General features: G+C 70.6%; 26 protein-coding genes and 1 pseudogene. 11 read left to right on the top strand and 16 right to left on the bottom strand.

What is annotated here, in order from left to right:
• Nucleotides 1–3: 3 nt before the first annotated feature.
• The 5 genes from ACX25U_RS19130 to ACX25U_RS19110 form a co-directional block, all read right to left on the bottom strand.
• Entirely contained in the window at nucleotides 4–1,056 is a 1,053-nt protein-coding gene (locus ACX25U_RS19130) for an aspartate-semialdehyde dehydrogenase (protein WP_454393695.1), read from the bottom strand.
• Nucleotides 1,053–2,330 carry an aspartate kinase gene (locus ACX25U_RS19125; RefSeq protein WP_454393693.1) on the bottom strand — a complete coding sequence of 426 codons (1,278 nt, stop codon included), beginning with the start codon at nucleotides 2,328–2,330 and terminating at the stop codon, nucleotides 1,053–1,055. The genes ACX25U_RS19130 and ACX25U_RS19125 overlap by 4 nt, the downstream gene beginning before the upstream one ends.
• Nucleotides 2,331–2,529: 199 nt before the next feature.
• Nucleotides 2,530–3,189, bottom strand: a complete 660-nt coding sequence (locus tag ACX25U_RS19120; RefSeq protein ID WP_454393691.1) for a DUF5063 domain-containing protein — start codon at nucleotides 3,187–3,189, stop codon at nucleotides 2,530–2,532.
• Nucleotides 3,182–3,781: a recombination mediator RecR gene (gene recR, locus ACX25U_RS19115; protein WP_454393689.1), complete on the bottom strand. Its 600-nt coding sequence runs from the start codon at nucleotides 3,779–3,781 to the stop codon at nucleotides 3,182–3,184. Before recR ends, ACX25U_RS19120 begins: the two co-directional genes overlap by 8 nt.
• 58 nt (nucleotides 3,782–3,839) lie before the next feature.
• Complete coding sequence (locus ACX25U_RS19110) at nucleotides 3,840–4,184, bottom strand: YbaB/EbfC family nucleoid-associated protein (RefSeq protein ID WP_454393687.1); 345 nt, start codon at nucleotides 4,182–4,184, stop codon at nucleotides 3,840–3,842.
• 253 nt (nucleotides 4,185–4,437) lie between these two features.
• Between ACX25U_RS19110 and ACX25U_RS19105 the strand changes: the two genes are divergently transcribed.
• Nucleotides 4,438–5,184: an SLATT domain-containing protein gene (locus ACX25U_RS19105; protein ID WP_454393685.1), complete on the top strand. Its 747-nt coding sequence runs from the start codon at nucleotides 4,438–4,440 to the stop codon at nucleotides 5,182–5,184.
• Nucleotides 5,185–5,190: 6 nt separating this feature from the next.
• Here the strand turns inward: ACX25U_RS19105 and ACX25U_RS19100 are convergent, their stop codons facing one another.
• On the bottom strand, nucleotides 5,191–7,191 hold the full coding sequence (locus ACX25U_RS19100; protein ID WP_454393683.1) for a serine/threonine-protein kinase: 2,001 nt from the start codon (nucleotides 7,189–7,191) through the stop codon (nucleotides 5,191–5,193).
• Between the two features lie 191 nt (nucleotides 7,192–7,382).
• Between ACX25U_RS19100 and ACX25U_RS19095 the strand changes: the two genes are divergently transcribed.
• The 7 genes from ACX25U_RS19095 to ACX25U_RS19065 all read left to right on the top strand — a co-directional run bounded on the left by ACX25U_RS19095 (nucleotide 7,383) and on the right by ACX25U_RS19065 (nucleotide 12,413).
• Entirely contained in the window at nucleotides 7,383–8,738 is a 1,356-nt protein-coding gene (locus tag ACX25U_RS19095; protein WP_454393681.1) for an aminotransferase class III-fold pyridoxal phosphate-dependent enzyme, read from the top strand.
• 141 nt (nucleotides 8,739–8,879) lie between these two features.
• The gene (locus ACX25U_RS19090) at nucleotides 8,880–9,584 is read left to right on the top strand and encodes a GntR family transcriptional regulator (RefSeq protein ID WP_454393680.1); all 705 of its coding nucleotides are present in this window, start codon (nucleotides 8,880–8,882) and stop codon (nucleotides 9,582–9,584) included.
• The gene (locus tag ACX25U_RS19085; protein WP_454393678.1) at nucleotides 9,581–9,781 is read left to right on the top strand and encodes a hypothetical protein; all 201 of its coding nucleotides are present in this window, start codon (nucleotides 9,581–9,583) and stop codon (nucleotides 9,779–9,781) included. The genes ACX25U_RS19090 and ACX25U_RS19085 overlap by 4 nt, the downstream gene beginning before the upstream one ends.
• An 81-nt stretch (nucleotides 9,782–9,862) precedes the next feature.
• Complete coding sequence (locus tag ACX25U_RS19080) at nucleotides 9,863–10,513, top strand: hypothetical protein (RefSeq protein WP_454393676.1); 651 nt, start codon at nucleotides 9,863–9,865, stop codon at nucleotides 10,511–10,513.
• Between the two features lie 102 nt (nucleotides 10,514–10,615).
• On the top strand, nucleotides 10,616–11,185 hold the full coding sequence (locus tag ACX25U_RS19075; RefSeq protein WP_454393674.1) for a DUF6507 family protein: 570 nt from the start codon (nucleotides 10,616–10,618) through the stop codon (nucleotides 11,183–11,185).
• 289 nt (nucleotides 11,186–11,474) lie between these two features.
• Nucleotides 11,475–11,900: a hypothetical protein gene (locus ACX25U_RS19070; RefSeq protein ID WP_454393672.1), complete on the top strand. Its 426-nt coding sequence runs from the start codon at nucleotides 11,475–11,477 to the stop codon at nucleotides 11,898–11,900.
• A gap of 15 nt (nucleotides 11,901–11,915) precedes the next feature.
• A complete protein-coding gene (locus ACX25U_RS19065; RefSeq protein WP_458633813.1) occupies nucleotides 11,916–12,413 on the top strand; it encodes a hypothetical protein in 498 nt (165 codons plus the stop codon).
• Nucleotides 12,414–12,448: 35 nt separating this feature from the next.
• On the opposite strand, the pseudogene ACX25U_RS19060 reads toward ACX25U_RS19065, so the two are convergent.
• The 6 genes and pseudogenes from ACX25U_RS19060 to ACX25U_RS19035 form a co-directional block, all read right to left on the bottom strand.
• A pseudogene (locus ACX25U_RS19060) lies at nucleotides 12,449–12,607 on the bottom strand (IS5/IS1182 family transposase); the annotation flags it as partial.
• Nucleotides 12,608–12,807: 200 nt separating this feature from the next.
• On the bottom strand, nucleotides 12,808–13,083 hold the full coding sequence (locus ACX25U_RS19055; protein WP_454393668.1) for a hypothetical protein: 276 nt from the start codon (nucleotides 13,081–13,083) through the stop codon (nucleotides 12,808–12,810).
• Nucleotides 13,083–13,481, bottom strand: a complete 399-nt coding sequence (locus ACX25U_RS19050; protein ID WP_454393666.1) for a hypothetical protein — start codon at nucleotides 13,479–13,481, stop codon at nucleotides 13,083–13,085. The genes ACX25U_RS19055 and ACX25U_RS19050 overlap by 1 nt, the downstream gene beginning before the upstream one ends.
• A gap of 175 nt (nucleotides 13,482–13,656) precedes the next feature.
• Nucleotides 13,657–13,848, bottom strand: a complete 192-nt coding sequence (locus ACX25U_RS19045; RefSeq protein WP_454393665.1) for a DUF397 domain-containing protein — start codon at nucleotides 13,846–13,848, stop codon at nucleotides 13,657–13,659.
• Nucleotides 13,849–13,859: 11 nt separating this feature from the next.
• Entirely contained in the window at nucleotides 13,860–14,711 is an 852-nt protein-coding gene (locus ACX25U_RS19040; RefSeq protein ID WP_454393663.1) for a helix-turn-helix domain-containing protein, read from the bottom strand.
• Between the two features lie 97 nt (nucleotides 14,712–14,808).
• Nucleotides 14,809–16,092 carry an adenylosuccinate synthase gene (locus tag ACX25U_RS19035; protein WP_454393661.1) on the bottom strand — a complete coding sequence of 428 codons (1,284 nt, stop codon included), beginning with the start codon at nucleotides 16,090–16,092 and terminating at the stop codon, nucleotides 14,809–14,811.
• Between the two features lie 196 nt (nucleotides 16,093–16,288).
• On the opposite strand from ACX25U_RS19035, the gene ACX25U_RS19030 reads away from it, so the two are divergent.
• Nucleotides 16,289–17,155, top strand: coding sequence for a diacylglycerol kinase (locus ACX25U_RS19030; RefSeq protein WP_454393659.1), 867 nt, complete (start codon nucleotides 16,289–16,291; stop codon nucleotides 17,153–17,155).
• Nucleotide 17,156: 1 nt separating this feature from the next.
• Here the strand turns inward: ACX25U_RS19030 and ACX25U_RS19025 are convergent, their stop codons facing one another.
• Both ACX25U_RS19025 and ACX25U_RS19020 read right to left on the bottom strand, forming a co-directional pair.
• Nucleotides 17,157–17,765: a Uma2 family endonuclease gene (locus ACX25U_RS19025; RefSeq protein WP_454393657.1), complete on the bottom strand. Its 609-nt coding sequence runs from the start codon at nucleotides 17,763–17,765 to the stop codon at nucleotides 17,157–17,159.
• Between the two features lie 67 nt (nucleotides 17,766–17,832).
• Entirely contained in the window at nucleotides 17,833–18,330 is a 498-nt protein-coding gene (locus tag ACX25U_RS19020) for a GbsR/MarR family transcriptional regulator (RefSeq protein ID WP_454393655.1), read from the bottom strand.
• Between the two features lie 74 nt (nucleotides 18,331–18,404).
• Between ACX25U_RS19020 and ACX25U_RS19015 the strand changes: the two genes are divergently transcribed.
• Nucleotides 18,405–19,319 (top strand): ABC transporter ATP-binding protein, encoded by a 915-nt coding sequence (locus ACX25U_RS19015; protein WP_454393653.1) that lies wholly within the window; start codon nucleotides 18,405–18,407, stop codon nucleotides 19,317–19,319.
• Nucleotides 19,316–20,959, top strand: coding sequence for an ABC transporter permease (locus ACX25U_RS19010; RefSeq protein ID WP_454393651.1), 1,644 nt, complete (start codon nucleotides 19,316–19,318; stop codon nucleotides 20,957–20,959). The genes ACX25U_RS19015 and ACX25U_RS19010 overlap by 4 nt, the downstream gene beginning before the upstream one ends.
• 9 nt (nucleotides 20,960–20,968) lie before the next feature.
• Here the strand turns inward: ACX25U_RS19010 and ACX25U_RS19005 are convergent, their stop codons facing one another.
• Together ACX25U_RS19005 and ACX25U_RS19000 are read right to left on the bottom strand one after the other, a co-directional pair.
• Nucleotides 20,969–21,571: a Uma2 family endonuclease gene (locus tag ACX25U_RS19005; RefSeq protein ID WP_454393649.1), complete on the bottom strand. Its 603-nt coding sequence runs from the start codon at nucleotides 21,569–21,571 to the stop codon at nucleotides 20,969–20,971.
• A gap of 23 nt (nucleotides 21,572–21,594) precedes the next feature.
• Nucleotides 21,595–22,815 (bottom strand): cytochrome P450, encoded by a 1,221-nt coding sequence (locus ACX25U_RS19000; protein WP_454393647.1) that lies wholly within the window; start codon nucleotides 22,813–22,815, stop codon nucleotides 21,595–21,597.
• Between the last annotated feature and the right edge of the window lie 31 nt (nucleotides 22,816–22,846).

The raw sequence follows: 22,846 nt of genomic DNA, 5'->3' as shown, positions 1-22,846 counted from the left end.
ACGTCACCGAGGATCGCCGGCCACCAGCTCCGCGATCTGCGCCATGTTGAGTGCGGCGCCCTTGCGCAGATTGTCGCCGCACACGAAGAGCTCCAGCGCGGTGGGGTCGTCCAGCGCCCGGCGCACCCGCCCGACCCACGTCGGATCGGTGCCCACCACGTCGGCGGGCGTGGGGAACTCGCCCGCGGCCGGGTCGTCGTACAGCACCACCCCGGGTGCCGTGGCGAGGATCTCCCGCGCCCGGTCGACGGTGACCTCGTCCTCGAAGCGGGCGTGCACCGTCAGGGAGTGCGTGGTGATCACGGGTACGCGTACGCAGGTCGCGGCGACCGGCAGCCGCGGCAGGCCGAGGACCTTGCGGGACTCGTCCCGCAGCGCCACCTCCTCCGACGACCAGCCGTCGTCGCACAGCGACCCGGCCCACGGCACCACGTTCAGCGCCACCGGCTCCGGGAACGGCCCGGTGTCGTCCCCGACCGCCCGCCGTACGTCGCCGGGGCCGGCCCCCAGCTCCGTACCCGCCACCAGGGACAGCTGCCGGCGCAGCGTCTCCACGCCCGCGCGCCCGGCCCCGCTGACCGCCTGGTACGAGGAGACGACGAGCTCGCGCAGGCCGAACTCGGCGTGCAGTGCGCCCAGCGCCACGATCATGGACAGGGTGGTGCAGTGGGGGCTGGAGACGATCCCGCGCGGGCGCCGTCGCACCGCGTGCGGATTGACCTCGGGCACGACGAGCGGTACGTCCGGGTCCGTACGGAAGGCCGCGGAGTTGTCCACGACGACCGCGCCCCTGGCCGCCGCCACCGGCGCCCACTCGGCGGCGACCTCCTCGGGGACGTCGAACAGCGCGATGTCCACCCCGTCGAAGACGTCTCCGGTGAGCGCGAGCACCTCGACCTCCTCGCCGCGCACGGCCAGCTTGCGGCCGGCCGAGCGCGGGGAGGCGATCAGACGGATCTCGCCCCAGATGTCCGCGCGCTGGGACAGGATCTTGAGCAGGACCGTGCCGACCGCTCCGGTCGCTCCCACGACCGCGAGCGTCGGTCGGCCGGTCATCGCCCGGTGCCTCCGTAGATGACGGCCTCGTCGCTGTCGGAGTCCAGCCCGAAGGCGGTGTGCACGGCGCGCACGGCCTCCGGCACGTCGTCCTTGCGGGTGACGACCGAGATACGGATCTCGGAGGTCGAGATCAGCTCGATGTTCACGCCCGCGTCGGACAGCGCGGTGAAGAAGTCCGCCGTGACGCCCGGGTTGGTCTTCATGCCCGCGCCGATCAGGGAGATCTTGCCGATCTGGTCGTCGTAGCGCAGGGACTCGAAGCCGATGCCGGACCGGTTCTTCTTCAGCGCCTCGATGGCCTTGCGGCCCTCCGCCTTGGGCAGCGTGAAGGAGATGTCCGTCAGGCCGGTGGAGGCGGCGGACACGTTCTGCACGACCATGTCGATGTTGATCTCGGCATCGGCGATCGTACGGAAGATGGACGCGGCCTCGCCGGGCTTGTCGGGCACGCCGACGACCGTGATCTTGGCCTCGGAGGTGTCGTGTGCGACACCGGAGATGATGGCCTGCTCCACCTTCTTGTCCCCTTGCTCGATCGGCTCGCTGCTGACCCACGTGCCGCGCAGCCCGCTGAAGGAGGAGCGGACGTGGATCGGGATGTTGTACCGGCGGGCGTACTCCACGCAGCGGTGGAGCAGCACCTTGGACCCGGACGCGGCCAGTTCGAGCATGTCCTCGAACGAGATCCAGTCGATCTTCCGGGCCTTCGTCACCACACGCGGGTCGGCGGTGAACACGCCGTCGACGTCGGTGTAGATCTCGCACACCTCGGCGTCGAGGGCGGCCGCGAGCGCCACGGCGGTGGTGTCGGAGCCGCCGCGCCCCAGCGTGGTGATGTCCTTGCCCTCCTGGCTGACACCCTGGAAACCGGCGACGATGGCGATGTTGCCCTCGTCCAGCGCGGTCCGGATGCGGCCCGGGGTGACATCGATGATCCGGGCTTTGTTGTGGACCGAGTCGGTGATGACACCTGCCTGGCTGCCGGTGAACGACTGGGCCTTGTGACCCAGGTTTTTGATCGCCATGGCCAGCAGGGCCATGGAGATCCGCTCTCCGGCGGTCAGCAGCATGTCGAGCTCGCGCCCGGCAGGCATCGGGGAAACCTGCTCGGCGAGATCGATCAGCTCGTCCGTCGTGTCGCCCATCGCGGAAACGACCACGACAACGTCGTTGCCGTTCTTCTTCGCTTCCACGATTCGCTTGGCGACGCGCTTGATGCCCTCGGCATCGGCTACGGAGGAGCCTCCGTACTTCTGCACGACAAGGCCCACGTGCGCTCCTCGCTCAGTCCGTGTCTCCCGCACATACGCAGATGCGGTGCGGTCGACTCAGTTTATCGAGCGTCCGAATTTCCCCTCCGCGATACCACATCGTGAGATACCCGTCGCCCGCTTTCCAGGACGGCTCATGCCCACCACGCGGAACGCCACGCGAAAAGTGGGCGGGGTCACAAGGAAGGCCTGCGACGGGTCACGTCACCCGACGCAGGCCCAGTGGTTCCGCGATTTCCTCCGCCATGACCTTGCCGGCCTCGAATTCCAGGGTGTCGTCGCCCATGCCCTGGTCGATGTCCAGGCCGTCCAGCTCCTCCAGGGGCTGGTCGAGACGGACGTGGGCGACCAGGGACTGCAGGGCGCGCAGGGTGGCGGAGGCCGTGGAGCCCCAGTTGGAGAAGTAGGAGAACTGCCACCACCACAGGGCCTCGACGATGCGCCCGGCGCGGTAGTGGGCCATGCCGTGGCGCAGGTCGGCCACGACGTCCGCGAGGTCGTCGGAGATACGGGCGGGGACGGGGGCCCGGCGCGGCTCGTAGGGGTCGAAGACCTCGGAGTAGACGTCGATCGGCTCCAGCAGGCGGGCCAGGTTCTCGCGCAGGGCGTCCACGTCCTGCTCAGGGCCGGAGTCGGGCTCGTACCGCTCTTCGGGCACGATGTCCTCGTGCGCGCCGAGGCGGCCGCCGGCCAGCATCAGCTGGGAGACCTCCAGCAGGAGGAAAGGCACCGCCGAGTCCGGCTCGTCGCCCTTGGCGACCTCGGTGACCGCGACCAGGAAACTCTCGATCTGATCGGCGATCTGGACCGCGAAGTCGTCCGGATTCCGACCGACGGCGTGCAGCGTGGCGTCAGACATCTAGGAGTCGTCTCCCCTCGAAGGCACGGCCGAGGGTGACCTCGTCCGCGTATTCCAGATCGCCACCCACCGGAAGGCCGCTGGCCAGGCGGGTGACCTTCAGGCCCATGGGCTTGATCATGCGGGCGAGGTACGTCGCCGTCGCCTCGCCTTCGAGATTCGGGTCCGTGGCCAGGATCAGTTCCGTGACCGTGCCGTCCGCGAGGCGGGCCAGCAGTTCTCGTATGCGCAGATCGTCCGGGCCCACGCCCTCGATCGGGCTGATCGCCCCGCCGAGCACGTGGTAGCGGCCGCGGAACTCACGCGTGCGCTCGATGGCGACGACGTCCTTCGGCTCCTCCACCACGCAGATGACCGAGACGTCGCGGCGGCTGTCGCGGCAGATCCCGCACAGCTCCTCCTGCGCGACATTGCCGCAGGTCGCGCAGAAGCGGACCTTCGCCTTCACCTCGAGCAGGGCCTGGGCGAGGCGCCGTACGTCCGTCGGTTCGGCCTGCAGGATGTGGAAGGCGATCCGCTGCGCGCTCTTGGGACCGACGCCGGGCAGCCGCCCGAGCTCGTCGATGAGGTCCTGGACCACGCCTTCGTACAACGGACTGCCGCCCTTTCTGACTCGCTTCGGTACGTACGGTAGTTGTCCGGCGCCCTTCTTAGAAGGGCAGTCCCGGGATGCCGCTGCCGCCGCCCAGGCCCTGGGCGAGCGGGCCCAGCTTCTGCTGCTGGAGCGTCTGGGCGTTCTCGTTGGCCGCCTGGACGGCCGCGACGACCAGGTCGGCCAGGGTCTCGGTGTCCTCGGGGTCGACCGCCTTCGGGTCGATCCTCAGCGCGCGCAGCTCGCCGGCACCGGTGACGGTGGCCCTGACCAGGCCGCCGCCCGCCTGCCCGTCGACTTCGGTCCGCGCCAGTTCCTCCTGCGCCCGCTGCAGGTCCTGCTGCATCTTCTGGGCCTGCTGGAGCAGCTGCTGCATGTTGGGCTGGCCACCACCGGGAATCACGATCAGCTCCTGCTTTCGTACGGCTGTCCGGGCGGGGACCGTCTCCGGTTTCCCGCTGGCACGAGCCTACGTGGTCCGGGCAGCCAGCGCTCCGCCACTCTTTCGGGTGACTCTCGGATGAGCCCTATACCTGATCAACGCCCCCTTCCGAGCGGAAAAGCCGCGCTTCCCGCCTCTTCGCCACCCATTGGGGGGTAGGAAGGGTCCGGCGTGTCAGCCAGCGTCACGGACCGTGATCAGTAGGGAGTGCCGGGTGGGTCAGCCGGAGATGCAGCCCGAGCGTCCGCCTCAGGACGGGCGGGACGACGGGGTGGCCGGGCTGCGGCCGGGCGACCTGACCGGGCGGCCCTTTCCGCTGGGCGACTGGGCCGAGCCGGCGCAGCGGCTGGACGAGCTGTACCGCTGGGTGGAGCGGGGGGCGCTGCAGACCGTGGCCCGGTATCTGGCGGAGCGGGTGTGGAAGCGGCGCGGAGCGCGGGCGCTGCGGTGCGGGACCGCGGCGGGGGCGGTGGCCGGGGCGGTGCTGCCGCTGCTGGATCTGACCGGGGCGGTGGACGGGGTGGCGCCGTGGGGGTACATGGCGCTGCTGCTGTCCGCCTCGTGCGTCGGGATCGACCGGTACTTCGGGGTGACGTCCGGGTGGATGCGGGACGTGGCGACCGCGCAGGCCGTGCAGCGGCGGCTGCAGGCACTGCAGTTCGACTGGGCGTCGGAGAACGTGCGGGAGATCCTGGGCCCCGCCGAGGGAACGGCCGGCGAGGCCGCCGAGCGGTGCCTCACGGTGCTGCGGCGGTTCTCGGAGGACGTGACCGAGCTGGTGCGCACCGAGACGGCCGACTGGATGGTGGAGTTCCGGATCGGGGCGGCGCCGATGGGCCTGCAGTCCGCAGTGCCGGGCGGCGGGCGGTCCGAGGTGGGCGGCGGGCAGGGGCGCCCCGCGCTGCCGCCGGGCGCGGCACGGCCGAACATGCCCCGGCAGCGGCCGCCGGAGCCGCGGTGACGCCGGTCACTGCCGGGTGAACGTCAGCTTCGCGTCCTTGCCGCCACCGCCGGTCATCACGCGCTGGAGGCTGCCGTCCGGCAGCAGGGTGATCTCCGAAGCCGCGCCCGGGTTGCACCCCGAACCCCGGTCGCCGGCCGTGACGGTGGAGGGGCCGATCTCCAACGGGCCGTTTCCGCTCGGCTGCTGGGCGAGCCGGGCCGCGAACACACAGTGGTAGGTGCCGCCGCCGTCGGTGGGTCCGTCGGCCACGACCGTGAGCACCGTGTCGCCCGTGTTCCCCTGGCTGACGGTGAGTTGGCGGGTGTTGGCGCCGTAGGCGTTGTCGATCGTCGCCGTCCAGTTGCCGAGGTAGGCGGTCGGGATCACTCCGCCGGCCGGGGACGGGGAGTCCGGCTGCGAGGGCGCCTGGCCGGGATCGGAGCCGTTCGATTCGGGCGTGGTCGGTGCGACGGGCGTGCCGACGGCCGGCGAGGGGCCGGGGCCGCCGCCCTTGTCGTCGCTGCCGCCGCCCCGCATCAGGGCGTACACGGAGCCGCCCGCGCCGAGCGCCACCACCAGCGCCACCGCGACCAGCGCCGCCGTGGAGCGACCGCTCCGGCGCGGCTCCTGCGGCGGCAGGGGGCCCGGGCCGTACGGCGGCGGACCGTACGGTGGGGTCGCGCCCAGGCCGCCGTAGGGGTGGTGCCCCGGAACTGCGGGCTGCTGCGGGTAGCCGTAGGCGGCGTGCTGTGGGTGCTGCTGGGGGAAACCGTACGCCGGGTGGACGGGCGCCGGTCCCGGTGGAGGTGCCTGGCCCGCGACCATCGTGGGGAGGTGGTTGACCGGGGTGTTCGCGCCTCCGCCGGGCTGTCCGGGGGGCGGTGGGGTGGACGACGCACCGGCGGCGCCGGCATCGGAGGCGTCGGCGGTCGCCGAGTGCTCGGGCGAGGGCTGGGGCGAGGGCTGGGGAGCGGCGGCGGGCTGGACGACGGTGGGCGCCTCCCCGGCGGGCCCGGACACCGCCCTCCTCTCCCCCTTGGTCAGCTCCACCGCGCCGGCACCGGCCGCCTCGTCCGGGCCGGGCTCCCCCTGCGCCTGCGGATCCTCCGGGTTCTCCGCGTCCAGCAACTGGACGGCGTGGCGCCCGAGTTGGGCGACCAGGGCGCTCGGCAGCCACGGGTCGCGGAAGCGGCCGTCGGCCACCGTGTCCTCGGCGCCGGTGCGTTCCAGGATCTGTTCCAGCGCCGGTCGCGCCGCCGGGTCCTTCTGCAGGCAGGCGTGGACGAGATCGGCGATGCCCTCGGGCAGCGCCTGAAGGTCGGGTTCCTCCTCGGCGATGCGGAACATCAGCGCGTGCACCCCGCTGTCGGTACCGCCGAAGGGCAGCGCGCCGGTCGCGGCGTACGCGAGCACCGAGCCGAGGCAGAAGACGTCGCACGCCGGAGTGATCCGGTCGCCGCGCACCTGCTCCGGCGCCATGAACCCGGGCGAGCCGACCAGCGCGCCGGTCCGTGTGAGCCCGCCGTCCGTGACCGTCTCCAGCGCCCGCGCGATGCCGAAGTCGATGACGCGCGGGCCGTCGATCGTGACGAGCACGTTGGACGGCTTGAGGTCGCGGTGGATGAGACCGGCGGCGTGGATGTCCTTGAGCGCACCGGCCAGTCCGGCCGCGAGGATCCGTACCGACCGCTCGGGCAGCGGGCCGTGGTCGTGCCCGACGACCTGCTGCAGGCTGGGCCCGGCGACGTACCCGGTGGCCACCCACGGCACGGCGGCCTCGGTGTCCGCGTCCAGCACGGGCGCCGTCCAGTAGCCGCCGACCCGCCGCGCGGCCTGCACCTCCTGCCGGAACCGCGCCCGGAACTCCTCCTGTTGCGCCAGCTCCTGCCGCACCAGTTTCACGGCGACGGTCCGCCCCCGGTCCGACCGGGCCAGATACACCCGCCCCATGCCCCCGGCCCCGAGCCGCGCCAGCAGCCGGTAAGCACCGATCCCCTGCGGATCGTCGGGCCCCAGCTTCTCCATGGCCGAACCGCCTCCCCCGATATCCCCCGATACGCCCCTGTGCGACAGACCGAGGATAGTGCGGCGGCCTGCGCGGGCGGGCGACCCGGTGTCTACGGTTCCGTAACAGCGACAACCTGTCGTTAAAACCCCGCGACCGCAGACAGGGCGCCGATGTCGCGCCCCCGTCGCGTCCGTTTACGCTCGCCCGCATGACCCCTCAGCCGAATCCCGAAGCCGGCGCAGCCGTCAAGGCCGCCGATCGTGCGCACGTGTTCCACTCCTGGTCCGCGCAGGACCTCATCGACCCGCCGGCCGTGGCCGGTGCCGAAGGGTCGTACTTCTGGGACTACGACGGCAGGCGCTACCTGGACTTCGCCAGCGGGCTCGTCTACACCAACATCGGCTACCAGCACCCCAAGGTCGTCGCCGCGATACAGGAGCAGGCCGCGAACCTGGCCACGTTCGCGCCGGCGTTCGCCGTCGAGGCGCGGTCCGAGGCGGCGCGGTTGATCGCCGAGCGGACCCCGGGCGACCTGGACAAGATCTTCTTCACCAACGGCGGCGCCGACGCCGTCGAGCACGCGGTGCGCATGGCGCGGCTGCACACCGGGCGGCCCAAGGTTCTCTCGGCGTACCGCTCGTACCACGGAGGTACGCAGCAGGCCGTCAACATCACCGGCGACCCGCGGCGCTGGCCGTCGGACAACGGTTCGGCCGGCGTCGTGCGCTTCTGGGCGCCCTTCCTCTACCGCTCCCGCTTCTACGCCGAGACCGAGGAGCAGGAGTGCGCGCGGGCGCTCGAGCACCTGGAGGCGACGATCGCCTTCGAGGGGCCGGCGACCATCGCCGCGATCATCCTGGAGACCATCCCCGGCACGGCCGGGATCATGGTGCCGCCGCCCGGCTATCTCGCCGGGGTGCGCGAGCTGTGCGACAAGTACGGGATCGTCTTCGTCCTGGACGAGGTCATGGCCGGGTTCGGTCGGACCGGTGAGTGGTTCGCGGCGGACCTCTTCGACGTCGTACCGGACCTGATGACCTTCGCCAAGGGCGTGAACTCCGGGTACGTCCCGCTCGGCGGCGTCGCGATCTCCGGGAGGATCGCGGAGACGTTCGGCAAGCGCGCCTACCCCGGCGGTCTCACCTACTCCGGGCACCCCCTGGCCTGCGCGGCGGCCGTCGCGACGATCAACGTGATGGCCGAGGAGGGCGTCGTCGAGAACGCCCAGCGGCTCGGCGCCGAGGTCGTGGAGCCGGCGCTGCGCGAGCTGGCCGAGCGGCACCCGAGCGTCGGAGACGTGCGCGGCGTCGGCATGTTCTGGGCCGTCGAGCTGGTGAAGAACCGCGAGACCCGCGAGCCGCTGGTGCCGTACAACGCGGCCGGGGAGGCGAATGCCCCGATGGCGGCCTTCGGCGCCGCCGCGAAGGCGAACGGCCTGTGGCCCTTCATCAACATGAACCGCACGCACGTCGTCCCGCCGTGCAACGCGACCGCGGCCGAGCTGAAGGAGGGCCTGGCGGCGCTGGACGCGGCCCTGTCGGTGGCCGACGAGCACACCGAGTAGCCGCACAGGACGCCGAAGCGGCCGCGCGGTCCCGGCGTGCCGGGTTCGGGGGAAACCGAACGCGTAAGGTGGCGTGCTCGTAGACATGGACACATGGACGTACGAGTACGTCACCCGCACGCGCAAGGAGACGCCCCGACCATGCCCGGCATCAGCGGCACCGGCCCCGTGACGCGCAGCACCCTGCGGCAGCAGATCGCGGACGCGCTCCGGGACGAGGTGCTGGCCGGGCGGCTGCAGCCGGGGCAGGAGTGCACGGTCAAGGAGATCGCCGGGCAGTACGGGGTGTCGGCGACGCCCGTGCGCGAGGCGCTCGTCGACCTGTCCGCGCAGGGCCTGCTGGAGGCCGACCAGCACCGCGGCTTCCGGGTGCGCGAGTACTCCCTGGACGATCTCCGCGCGATGATCGAGGCCCGCGGCCTGGTCACCGACGGCATGTTCCGGATCGTGACCGAGGGCCCCAGGGGCTTCGGCCGTCCCGACGATCCGCGCCTCAAGGCCGTAATCGCCGGGGTGCGCCGGCGCGGCGAGGAGGCGCAGCGCGCGGCCGCCGCGGGCGACCTGACCGTCCTGATCGGTTACGACCTGCGCTTCTGGCGGGAACTCGCCGCCCTGTTCGGCAACCCCTACCTCTCCGACTTCCTGCACCGGCTGCGCGTGCAGTCCTGGGCGTGCGCGGTGCAGCACCTGCGCCGCCGCACCGATCTGCGCGGCGAGCTGTGGTCCGGGCACACCGCACTCGTCGACGCCCTGGCGGCGGGCGACACCGCGGCCGCCCGCGCGATCATCGCCGCGTACAACGCGGACTCCCTCGCTCTCGTCGAGCGGCTGGCGGCCGACGCGTGAGCGAGGCCGTCACCCGGGCCGTCGACCAGTCCGTCACCGTCCCCGTCCGCAACGAGGGCCGGCGGCCCGGCCCCGCCCTCGACGACTCCGCCCACGGCACCGGCGGCCCCCTGCGGAGAGTGGTGACCGAGCTGGTCGGCCGTCCGGGCACGTGGACGGGCGGAGTGTGGGTATGGGACCTGCACGAGGGGAACTGAGCGGTGCCGTACCGACTACGCTTCTAGACTCTCCTGAGCACCGAACACACTTGACGCCCTGTCCTCCCCGAGGAGCCCTCTTTGGCCTGTGACCTGTGGCTGGTACCGCTCGTCGACGTGTTGTGCCACACCCCCGACAACCCGTTCGCCGAGGAACTCGCGCAGTACAACAAGGTGCTCGCCGAGAACGGGCTCCCGCCGGTGCCGGTGTACCAGTACATGCCCGGCCTGTCCGGGGAGGTGGCGCCGGTGGCCGGCTTCGACTACGACGCGCTGCACTTCCTGCGCCGCGCCTACCTCCTGCAGGTCTGCGGCCTGCCGCTGACCCCGGTCGACGAGCTGGGCGGCGACTACGAGCAGTTGCTGGAGATGTTCGAGACGACGGCCCAGCAGTCCCACCTGGTCTGGCACTACGACCACGCCGGCGCCTACGTCCCCATGGACTTCCCGCATCCCCTGTCCAACGACGAACTCCTCGCCGGCGGCGGCCCCCTCGGCTCCTCCCAGACCCTCCTGCGCGAGCTGGAGTACGTCGCCCCGTCCCTGGGCATCGACCCGGCCAACCCCCCGGCTCCGCCGGAGCCTCCCACGGCTCCCACGGAGTTGGAACAACCGGCCGCCCCCGCCCCCTACGACCCCAGCCCCTTCGCCCGCGAACGCCACGTCTGGCTGGGCCTCCACGGGGCGGCTACACGAAGCCTGGCCCAGGGCTCGATGATCGTCTTCAGCTGACCGGACCGCTGGGTGAGTGCCGAAGACCGCCCGCAGAAGTGACCTTGCTCTCCGGCTCTTTGGCTTGAGTGCGTTGCTGCTGCAACAAGCGGCCTGCTGGAGATGGAAGCTCTGTTCTCAGTGGTGCCTGCGGCGCCGGGTGTCCTGAGGGAACGTGTCTGCCGGAAGAGGCACGGGGTTGGTGTGACGGGTTGGGACATCGCGCCCGCAGGGGTGCAGTCGGTGATCTCCAAGGTGAGGAATGCCGCTGAGGGCATGAACGCCGGGATCACCTTGTACGGGAAGAGCGTGGACGGCGCGATGCAGTCGGCGGGCACATGGTCCTTCGGTACGGAGGGCACGGGTGGCGGGGCCGGCCTGGTGGCCGCTGCGTTGGCGCAATTCGAGCAGGGCACTGAGACGAACATGGCGTTCCTGCCGCTGCGCGCCAGCGACTCGGCGAACGGCGACCCTCCGCAGCTTCGCGATCAACCAGCTCCGTGCCGCCGGCCGCACCAACATCGCCGCCGGGCTCCGGGAGATGTCCCTCCGCCCCTTCGAGCGGCCACTGGCCCTCCTCGGCCTCGGCTGATCAGCACCGATCCAAGATCATCCGACTTTGCAATCGCCCTGGCCCAAGACCCGAGCACGCATTCGCCTGACAGGGACCATGACGTAAGCAGTGGCTCATAGTCGATTGTCGAGCTCAAACCTCGCTCAAATTGTTCGATTTTTCTTGACGATCACCCAGGCATTCCATGATTGTTCTGTCCATGCCACTCCCGAAGGGGGGTGAAGGGAGGAAACCATGAATGCCGCACTAACTCGCGCATGCACAGCCGCTGCGCTGACCGCTTTTCTCGCTGTAGGGGCGGGGGGAGGGGGCACTGCTTTTGCGGAAGACGCCCCGACGTCGGTCAATGCCGACCAGGATGGGAACCCAATCCCTCAGGCGCCGGCGGACGCCGACGCCGACGTTCCGGTGCACACGGACGGCTGCCCGCCCGACCCGGGCTTCCGCTTCTACAACGTCAAGAGCACGTTCGTCGGTGACAAGAGCAAGACCGTCTACGGGCAGTCCGGCGTCACGCTCTCGGTCTCGGTGGCCAAGGGCCACACCTGGACCGGCACCGTGACGTATTCGGTCAAGCTGAGCGAGTCAATCCTCGTCGCTTCCGCCGAGGAGACCATCAGCGGCTCGATCTCCTACGCCAAGACCACCACCGTCACCCTGAGCGGAACGTGGAAAGTTCCGGCGAGCCAGAAGGACGGATGGCTTGCCCTCGGCTCGAAGGGATATTCCTTCAACTGGGAACGGGGTTCCACGAACGGTGGCTGCAAGTGGATCGTCTCCAACCACGGGACCGCCAAGCTCCCGGCGCTCTCGCCCTACATCGCCCACTCCTGAGTCGAGGACGATCTGATGAAGCTTTCCCTGCCGGCCGTCGGCCTGTCGGCCCTGGTGCTTGTGTCGGCCTGTTCCGGCGGCGCTCACCCCCGGGCGACCGCCACCCACGGGGCGACACCGCCTCCGGCGAAAGCGACGACGGGGACCGGCGCGGCTCCCTCTCCGGTCCAGACCCCGACGAGCCCGGACCGCCTTCCCGATCCGGTCCAGTCTCCGATCTCTGTCGGGTCGAAGACGCTGTACACGGGGTCGGGTCACGGTGCGGGCGGTGTCACGCTTCCCGCGTCAGCGGGGAAAGCCTCATCCATCATGGTGATGTGGACGTGCGCCGGCCCCTCCAAGTTCAACATCATCGCCGCCGGAGAGCCCCTCGCCGGTTCTCAGTGCGGTGACGGGAGCGGCGTGTTCACCGCCGAGATACCGCACGCCAATATGCACGAACTGGCGTGGAAGTTCTCAGCGGCCAATTCGGTGATCTGGCGAATCGTCGTCACCCAACCAGCCGGGAACTAGCCTCGATCTTGCATGACGGGCTATGGGCGGAGCCATTACCGGATCGCGGCGGTGGTGATGGTGCCGTGGAAGACGTAGGCCCTCTTGTCGTGGCGGGTCGCGACGGCTCGGGAGTTCTCGAGCCGGTTGACCACGCGCTCGGCTTCATTACGGCGTTTGCGGATCTCGCTGTCGAAGCCGAGGGGGCGAACGCCGTTGCACCGTGTCAGCCAGAGCCTGACCATGCTGCTGGCCGCCCCGCTGGCGACGGCATACGGCAAATGGGTTTCCGATGCGATCGGGAGTCGGTTCCAGGGTCGACGGTATCGAGTGCGGGCCTGCCCCGCGCTCGCATCGCGAGTCTGAGGCAGGCCACGACAAGATCGACGGATTCAGGGGTGCGTGTGCCCGGCGCCTATGGCCAGTGGGCCCCCGGGCTGCCGGCCGAAGGCTTGCGGCAGTCCGGGGTGCGGTTCGCCGGCGTGGTCACGGGCTCGTCGGCGAGCGCGTAGCACAGTTGGGCGTGGAGCAGTTCGGCCTCGGCGGACGTGAGGCGCAGTGCCGCGTCCGCGTCGAAGACCCCGTCGCGGCGCAGCCACAGGTCGATGGCGATGGTTCCGTCGTCCTGCCGGCGGACCGGCTTGCTGGGGACGCGGCTCACCTGGACCCGCGCGTTCGGTGCCGTACTCATCAGGCCGCCACCCCCGTGGGAGTGCCGACGCGGTGGCCGTGGATCACCCACGGTCCGACGTCGATTCCCTCCAGCGCGAGTACGAGAGCCGCGCGGCGCTCCGTCTGCCGTTGCCACCGTTCGTGGGCGAGCAGGTAGGGGCGTACGAGGGGGCCGGTGTCATGGAGCAGGGTGGGGGTTCCGGTCCCGGTCCGGGCGCGGGGCTTCGCCGGAAGGGCGGCGCACAGTCCGGGCACAGCGGTGCGGTGGATCAGCAGGCGCAGCCCGGGCAGGGTGTGTGGGGATGTGGGTGCGTGTCCCGGCCGCCCCATCCTGCGGCGCCGGCCGGTGGCCGGAAGAAGGAGGGAGAAGAGCAGGGCAAGTGTTCGTTCCAGGGCAAGCCGAATAGGCTTGGTCATGCTGACGCTCCTTCGCAGCGTTGGCTCCGCCCCGGGGTGGTGGCTCACCTCCGGGGCGTTTTCTGTGCACTGCCCGCCAGATTGTTACCGATTGCTCGACAGGCACTACACAGCGTACGCGCAGCGTGATGCGCCAGACAACATGTTGTGCGAAGTCCTATCAAGTGATCGGGCACTACGTCGCGAAGCGGTCGAACTCGCCGGCCTTCGCCCCCTCCAGGAAGGCCCGCAACTTGCGGCGAGTGGTCTGCACGACCACGTCCGGGTCGTCACCTTCCCGCAGGAAGATCCGATCGCCCTGTTCCGCGATCTCTACGCAGCTCCCGGTGTCCGCCGAGAAGGACGACTTCCGCCAGTGAAGTTCCACCTGCTCCTGCCTCAGATCTCTTCCGCTACCCGCCGGATGAAGTTGATGGACTCGCTGGGCTCCAGGGCACGTTCACGCATCCGGTCCAGAACGGCGCGGTAGTTCGCCAGATAGGTCTCGGCGTGCAGGAAGCTCACGCCCGTGGGTACGTCGATCTGCACCGTGTCCAACTGCGGTACGGGGCCGCAGGCGTACAGCGTCGAGCTGCCCGCGTTCGCGAAGCCCCCCACACTGAACGGCACCACCCGGAGCGTGACGTTGGGCCGCTCGGCCTGCTTCAGCAAGTGCTCGATCTGCCGCAGCAGGACGTGGCGGTCCCCGAACCGCATCCGCAGCGCGGACTCATGGATCAGGAACTCGCACAGTGGCGGGTTCGAGCGGTCGAGCAGCTCTGCCCGCCTCGATCGAAAAGCCACGTGCCGGTCCAGGTCGGTGGGTGACATGGCCGGAACCGCTTCCGCGAAGATGCCGCGCATGTAGTCGGGGAGCTGAAGCAGGCCGGGCATGTGCATGATCTGTGCGGAGCGCAAAGCCACCGCGTGGTGTTCCATCTCCGCGATGTCCAGCAGGCCGGCGGACAGCGTGTCCCGGTACTCGTCCCACCAGTACGGCCCGCGTTCCCGGGCCATCTCGGCCAGCGCGTCGATGTACTCGGCGTCGGGACAGCGGTAGTTGGCGGCCCATACCCGCACTCGATCGCTGCTCACGCCCGAACGGGCCGACTCCGTGTTGCTGACCGTCGTCCGGTCCGTACGGTGCAGGGCGGCGGCCTCGTTGATCGACATGCCGATGTGCTCACGCATTCTGCGCAACTCGGCACCCAGACGACGCTGCCGTTCAGTGGACGGCTTTCGTACGGGCATCGGACGGCTCCCCCTGTCACCGCTTTCGACGATGTGGGACGGCCGGTACGGTTCACCGCACCGGCCGTCCTGTCAAATCTCCCGGAAGGGCGACTCGTCAGAGGAACGAGTTGATCTCGATCGTCTCGTCGCGGCCCGGACCCACGCCGATCGCGGAGATCGGGGCGCCGGACATGTCCTCCAGGGCCTTGACGTAGGCCTGGGCGTTCTTCGGGAGGTCGGCGAAGGTCTTGGCCTTGGAGATGTCCTCCTGCCAGCCGGGGAGGTACTCGTAGACCGGCTTCGCGTGGTGGAAGTCGGTCTGGGAGTACGGGAGTTCCTCGACGCGCTCGCCGTCGATCTCGTAGGCGACGCAGACCGGGATCTGCTCCCAGCCGGTCAGGACGTCGAGCTTGGTGAGGAAGAAGTCCGTCAGGCCGTTCACCCGGGTCGCGTAGCGGGCGATCACCGCGTCGAACCAGCCGCAGCGGCGGTCGCGGCCGGTCGTCACGCCCCGCTCGCCGCCGATGCGGCGCAGCGCCTCGCCGTCCTCGTCGAACAGCTCGGTCGGGAAGGGGCCGGCGCCGACGCGGGTGGTGTAGGCCTTCAGGATGCCGATGACGCGGCTGATCTTCGTCGGGCCCACGCCGGCACCCGTGCAGGCGCCGCCCGCGGTCGGGTTGGAGGAGGTGACGAACGGGTACGTGCCGTGGTCGATGTCCAGCAGCGTGCCCTGGCCGCCCTCGAAGAGGACCACCTTGCCGTCGTCCAGCGCCTGGTTGAGGATCAGCACCGTGTCGGCGACGTACGGCCTGATCTGCTCGGCGTAGCCCAGCAGCTCCTCGACCACCTGGGTGGCGGTGATCGCGCGCCGGTTGTACAGCTTGGTGAGGATCTGGTTCTTGACGTCGAGGGCCGCCTCCACCTTCTGGGTGAGGATCGACTCGTCGTACAGGTCCTGCACCCGGATGCCGACGCGGTTGATCTTGTCCGCGTAGGTCGGGCCGATGCCCCGGCCCGTGGTGCCGATCTTGCGCTTGCCGAGGAAGCGTTCCGTCACCTTGTCGACAGTGACGTTGTACGGCGTGATGATGTGGGCGTTGCCGCTGATCAGCAGCTTGGAGGTGTCGACTCCGCGCTCGTTCAGACCGCTCAGCTCGGAGAGCAGGACCGACGGGTCGACGACGACGCCGTTGCCGATGACCGGCGTACAACCGGGCGACAGGATTCCGGAAGGGAGGAGGTGCAGTGCATACTTCTGGTCACCGACGACGACGGTGTGGCCGGCGTTGTTGCCACCCTGGTAACGCACCACATAGTCCACCGAGCCACCGAGCAGGTCGGTGGCCTTTCCCTTGCCCTCGTCACCCCACTGAGCACCGAGCAGCACAAGTGCGGGCACGCGCGTACACCCCTTCCGGGCGGGGCATGTCCAAGGTCAGGGGCGTACGCGGGCTCACAGCCGCGTATCCCCGCGACCGTGGTCGGCCGCACAACCCGTCGGACCGGATGCCCCGGAATAGACGAAGCCCCCGGCGCAATAGCGCAAAGGGGCTCTTGCACAAAGATGCTACCCGAGGAAGCGAGGCAGGACCGAGGTGGCGACTCATCCCACGTCCGATCAGCTGCTGGTGGTCATCGACCCGGTCGCCCGGCGGACGGACGGGGAATCCGTACGGATCGCGAAGGACGTGCTCAGCGGGGGTGCCGCCACCAAGGTGTGCCTGCCGGACGGGCCGGAGGAGTTCGCCCGCGCGCTGGCGCGGCGCGGCTCGCGGCGGCCGGTGGTGATCGGCGACGACCGGGCGCTGCTGCGGGCGGTGTCCGTGCTGCACCGGCAGCGGGAGCTGGCCGAATGCGTACTGTCGATCGTGCCGGTCGGGGGTGTCATGTCCCTGGCCCGTTCGCTGGGCGTGCCGACGGGGGCGGTGGCGGCGGCAAGGGCGGTGCTGGACGGCGTCGAGCGGCGGCTGGATCTGCTCGTCGACGACAGCGACGGGGTGGTGCTGGGGGCTCTGCGGATTCCGCCGGTCTCCCTGCGGGACGCTCCGGTGGGGGCCACGGCCGTGTCGGCAGGGGCCGGGCACCCGTGGTTGCGGACCTGCCAGTCCCTCGTACGGACGCTGGTGACCCGCCCGCCGAGGGCGACGGCGGTGGCCGGGCCGGGTGCCTCCCGGCTGCGCGTGGAGGTCGACGGGGTGACGGTCGTGGACCTGGACCAGCCGGTGGAGGCGGTGGCGGTCACGCCGGGGGATTCCGGGATGGCGGCGGTGGAGGTGCGGCCGCTGTCGGGGCCCGGTGCGGAGGCGTCGCCCCTGCTGGCGAAGGGGCGCACGGTGACCGTCTCGGGCGCGGACTTCCGGTACCGGGCGGACGCGGTGGTGTCAGGGCCGGTGCGGACGCGGACGTGGCGGGTCGTGGAGGGGGCCTGGGGGCTTGTGTTGCCGGCGGGCGCGGCGGGATGAGTCAGGCTTGAGCGTTCTTCTCAGGCCGGTGGAACTCGCTCGTGTCGAGGGCGCAGTCGAACGGCCCCGGAATGGAAAGTTTCTCGCCGAACGGCTTGCTGATGCGGATCTGGTACTCGTTCCCTGACAGAGACCCGTAAACGGTGGCCTGTTCCTTCTGTATGTCCAGGATCAGGTAGACGGGGACACCGGCCCTGGCGTAGACCTCGACCTTGCCGGTCAGGTCGTCCTTCCGCGTGGAGGGAGAGGTCAGCTCGGCGACAAAGGACAGGGCCTCGCCGTCCAAGTAGTTGCTCTCCGTTTCAAAGGCCCGGTGATGCGCCGCATGAATGTCCGGCCCGTATGCGCACTCGTCCCCTGGGAAGACATACAGGAACGGGCCGTAGCCGATGTCGTGTCCTTCGGGAAGATGCGGCGCCAGCTGTTCGCACACCACACGCATCACGCGGTGGTAGTACCCCTTCGGCCACGGCGACAAGACGACGCTCCCCCTGATGATCTCGGCCCTGAAGCCGACGCGCGCAACTAGCTCATCCAGCTCCTCGAGGGCGTCCAGCAACGCCTCGAAGCTTCCGGACTCGGGGTCGCTCATCATCAGTCGCTCTGTCATCAATGTCATGATGCGCCCTCCCTCTGAAGCGAACCAGCCCGCCACTCAGCGTAGCCGACCGACTACATCATCCGCTCAGGTTCTCCTCCCGATACCGACGCCACCGCTCCATCATCCCCGCCACGTCCCGCTCGATGAACTCGAAGAACTCCAGGGTCTCGGCCAGCCTGCGGCCCGCCGGAGTCTCCGCGCCCAGGCCGGCGACGCCTTCGCGCAGGGCACCCTCCCACCGTTTGATGATCGCCTCACGGCTGGTGAGCGCCTCGTACCACTGGTTGCTGTGCACCCGGTAGCGCTCCCGGCGCGAACCGGGTTCCCGCTCCCGCGACACCAGGTGCACCTGGGACAGGTAGCGCACCGCGCCGGAGACCGCCGCCGGGCTGATCCTCAGCTGTTCGCCCAGCTCGGCGGAGGTCAGGGTGCCCGAGTCGGAGGCGAGCAGCGCGGCGAAGACCCGGGCCGGCATGCGCGGCACGCCCGCCTCGACGAGCTGCGCCGCGAAGTGTTCCACGAACCGCGACACCGCCTCCGGGTCCCGCTCCACCGCCGCCTTCGACTCCGCCATGCCGTCCAGCCTATCCGCGATTCATACGCTTTCTTAACTTCACAAATTTCTGAAGGAAGCGTACGTTGCGAAGCATGACGCAGGCAATCACGGTCTCCGGGCTGCACAAGTCCTTCGGCCGGACACACGCCCTGGACGGCCTCGACCTGGACGTCGCCACCGGCGAGGTCCACGGCTTCCTCGGCCCCAACGGCTCCGGCAAGTCCACCACCATCCGGGTCCTGCTCGGCCTGCTGCGCGCCGACTCCGGCGTCGCGCGGGTGCTGGGCCGCGACCCCTGGACGGACGCGGTGGAGGCGCACCGCCGGATCGCCTACGTCCCCGGGGACGTGACCCTGTGGCGCAACCTCTCCGGAGGCGAGGTCATCGACCTGTACGGCAGGCTGCGCGGAGGACTCGACCGGCGGCGCCGGGACGAGCTGGTCGAACGGTTCGAGCTGGACCCGACGAAGAAGGGCCGGACGTACTCCAAGGGCAACCGGCAGAAGGTCGCCCTGGTCGCCGCCTTCGCCTCCGACGTCGACCTGCTGATCCTGGACGAGCCGACCTCGGGGCTCGACCCGCTGATGGAGGAGGTCTTCCAGCGCTGTGTGGCGGAGGAGCGCGACCGGGGCCGCACCGTCCTGCTCTCCTCCCACATCCTCAGCGAGGTCGAGGAGCTGTGCGACCGGGTGAGCATCATCCGCAAGGGCCGCACCGTGGAGAGCGGTTCGCTGGCCGACCTGCGCCACCTCACGCGCACGAGTGTCACCGCCGAGCTCGCCGGGCCGCCCAACGGGCTCGCCCATCTGCCCGGCGTCCACGACCTCGACGTACAGGGCCGGCGGGTCCGCCTCCAGGTGGACACCGACAAGCTGAACGAGGTGCTGCGCTCGCTGAGCGAGACGGGCGTACGGTCGCTGACCTCCACCCCGCCGACGCTGGAGGAGCTGTTCCTGCGGCACTACCAGGGCGAGGCGGACGACAGGACCGTGGAGGTGGCGCGATGACCGCCGCGGCCTCGCCTGTCCTTGCCGCGCGGGCCGGCCGCTCCCGCCGTCTCGCCGGCACCGGCACCCTGCTGCGCTTCGCCCTGCGCCGCGACCGCGTGTTGATCCCGGTGTGGGTCGCGGTGAACGCGCTGATGGTCCTGTCCATGCCGAACACGATCAAGGGCCTGTACGCCACCCCGGCCGAGCGCGCCGACCTGATGCGCCAGATGGCGACGAACGCCTCCCTGCGCGCCATGGTCGGCCCGGTGTTCGGCGACTCGCTGGGCGCGCTGACGGCCTGGCGGGTCGGGGTGTACGCGGGGGCGCTCGCCGCCGTGATGAGCCTGCTCGTCGTCGTACGGCACACCCGGGACGAGGAGGAGAGCGGACGACAGGAACTGGTGTCGTCCGGGATGGTGGGCCGCCGGGCCCCGCTGACGGCGGCGCTGCTGGCGGCGGCGGTCGCCAACGCGGCCCTGGCCCTGCTGATCACGGCCGGTCTGGCAGGGCAGGGTGCTTCCGGGGCCCTCGCCTTCGGGCTCGGCGTGGCGGGCGTGGGCATGGTCTTCGCCACGATGGCGGCGATCGTCGCCCAGCTCACTCAGAGCGCCCGGCTGGCCCGCGGCCTGACCTCCGCCGTCCTGGGCGCGGCCTTCGTCCTGCGTGCGGCGGGCGACTCGGGGGCGGATGGGGGCACCGCCCAGGCGTTCAGCGCTGGGGGAGGCTCGTCCGTGCTGACCTGGCTGTCCCCGCTGGGCTGGCTGGAGAACCTGCGGGCCTTCGCCGCCGAACGCTGGTGGGTGCTGTTGCTGTTCGCCGCCGCGGCGGTCGTCCAGGCCTCGGTCGCCTACGGGCTGGCCGGGCGCCGGGACATCGGCATGAGCTTCCTGCCGACCCGGCCGGGACCCGCCCGGGGCCGCCTGGGGACGGCGGGCGCGCTGGCCTGGCGGCTGCAGCGGGGCAGCGTGCTCGGCTGGAGCATCGGCTTCTTCGTCGCGGGGGTCGTCTACGGCGGAATGGCGGACGGCGCGGCCCAACTGGTCGGCGACAACGCCAAGGCCCGGGAGATCTTCCAGCGGATGGGCGGCCAGGCCGGCCTGACGGATGCCTTCCTCGCCGCGATGGTCGGGATGCTCGGCCTGGTCGCCGCGCTCCACGTCGTCTCCTCAGTGCTGCGGCTGAGCGGCGAGGAGAGCTCGAACCGCGCCGAGCCGGTGCTGGCGGGCGCGGTGGGCCGGCTGCGCTGGGCCGCCGGGCATCTGCTGATCGCCTTCGGCGGCTCGGTCCTGATCATGCTCCTGGCCGGGCTGGGCATCGCGGTCGGCCACGGCAGGCAGGTCGGGCCGGTGCTCGGCGCGTGCCTGGTGCAGGTGGCCGGGGTGTGGGTGATCGGCGGCATCGCCGTCCTGCTCCACGGCGTCCTGCCGCGGGGCGCCGTGGCCGCGTGGGGCGTGGCCGGGATGGTGCTGCTGATCGGCTGGATCGGTCCCGCGCTGAACGTCCCGCAGATCGTGCTGGACCTCTCTCCCTTCGGGCACCTGCCGAAGCTGCCGGGCGGGCGGATGGAGTGGGGACCGGTCGGCGTCCTGCTGACGCTCGCCGTGCTCCTGGTGGCCGGGGGGCTGGCGGGTCTGCGCAGGCGGGACATCGGCGGCTGAGCGTGCGGCTCAGTCGGCGTACTGCTTGAGCTCCTCGGTGTCGAGCTCGATACCGAGGGGCTCCGGCAGCGAGAGCTTGACTCCGAACGACCTCTTGTCGGCACTGCGGTACCCCTCACCCGGGGCGGGGTCGCTGTAGAGCGTGACGGAGGAATCGTCGCGGTCGATCAACAGGTAGAACGGAATGCCCGCGTCGCCGTAGGCCAAGGGCTTCTCCTTGCGGTCACGCTGATCGGTGTCCGAGTCGTACGACGTGACCTCCAGGACCAGGAGCACTCCCTCGGTCGGCGCCCACTCACCCTGCCCCGCGAAGTGCGCGGCGGGCACCAGCACTCCGTCCGGACGCGCTCGCCCCTTACGGCACTTCTCCACCCTCAGCCCTTGCCCCTGGTACAGGTCCAGGTCGGGCCGCGACTGCATGCAGCGCCGCATCAGCCACATCACGATGGTGTTGTGGTCGCCGTCAGGTACCCCCTTGGCCCCGATCCGCCCGTTGATGAACTCGAGTCCGACGGCGTCGTCGGTTTCCCCGGCCGCGAACTCGGCGATTCCCTCGAACTCCTCCACGGACATCTGGGACGCGTGCGTCGTGCGCTCTGCCATGTCCGTCATGGTGCACCACGACGGATATGGCGTCAGCCGATCACCACGCTCAACCCCTCCAGCCCCCGCATCACGAAGTTCGGCTTCCGTTGCGGCTCCGCCGCCAGGGCGAGCGTGGGGGCCTGCTCCAGCAGGGCTCCCATGGAGGCCGCCAGTTCGATACGGGCCAGGGGGGCGCCGATGCAGTAGTGGATGCCCGCGCTGAAGGAGATGTGGGGGTTGTCCCGGCGGGTGAGGTCCAGGCGCCCGGGGTCGGTGAAGACCGCCGGGTCGTGGTTGGCCGAGCCGAAGAGCATGGCGATCTCCGCGCCCCTGGGGATCGTCGTGCCGGCGATCTCGATCTCGTCCAGGACCCAGCGCTCGAAGAGCTGGAGCGGGGTGTCGTAGCGCATCAGCTCCTCGATCGCGGACGGGATCAGGGAGTGGTCCGCGCGCAGGGCCGCCAGCTGGCCGGGGTTGCGGAACAGCGCCCACCAGCCGTTGACCGTGGCGTTCACCGTGGCCTCGTGACCGGCGTTGAGGAGCAGTACGGCCGTGGAGATCATCTCCTGTTCCGTCAGCCGGTCGCCCTCGTCGTGCGCCGCGATCAGCCCCGAGATCAGGTCCTCGCCCGGCTCCTTGCGGCGCTCGGCGATCAGCTCGCGCAGGTAGTCGGAGAACTCAACCGACGCCCGCACCGCCTTCGCCGCCGTCTCCTCGGACGGGTTCAGCTCGTACATCCCGCAGATGTCCGCCGACCAGGGCCGCAGCGGGGCCCGGTCCGCCTCGGGGATGCCCAGCATCTCGGCGATCACGGCGACCGGCAGCGGTTCGGCGACGTCCGTGAGCAGGTCGCCGCCGCCCGCTTCCACCAGGGCGGAGACCAGCTCGTTCGCCAGCCGGTGCACGTACGGCTTCAGCTGCTCCACCGTGCGCGGGGTGAACGCCTTCGACACCAGCCGCCGGATCCGGGTGTGGTCCGGCGGCTCCAGGTCGAGCATCCCGTGGTCGTTGAGGACGTGGAACGGCTCGTGCTCCGGCGGGGGCGCCGTACGGCCGAACTCCTCGTGCGTGAACCGGTGCAGGTAGGTCCGGCCCAGCCTGCGGTCCCGCAGCAGCGCCGAGACGTCCGCGTGGTGCGGGACCAGCCACTGGTCGCTGGGCTCGTAGTAGAGCACGCGGCCCTGGGCACGCAGCTCGGCGTAGGCCGGGTACGGGTCGGCGACGAACGCCGGGTCCCACGGGTCGAAAGCGAGGTCGGAAAGTGCGGACATGCCCGGACGTTAGCCCGGCCGCCCCCGGTCT

The sequence above is a fragment of the Streptomyces sp. JNUCC 63 genome, from assembly GCF_054366325.1.
Note: the sequence above shows the minus strand (reverse complement) of the source record. Positions and strands in the feature narration are given on the sequence as shown.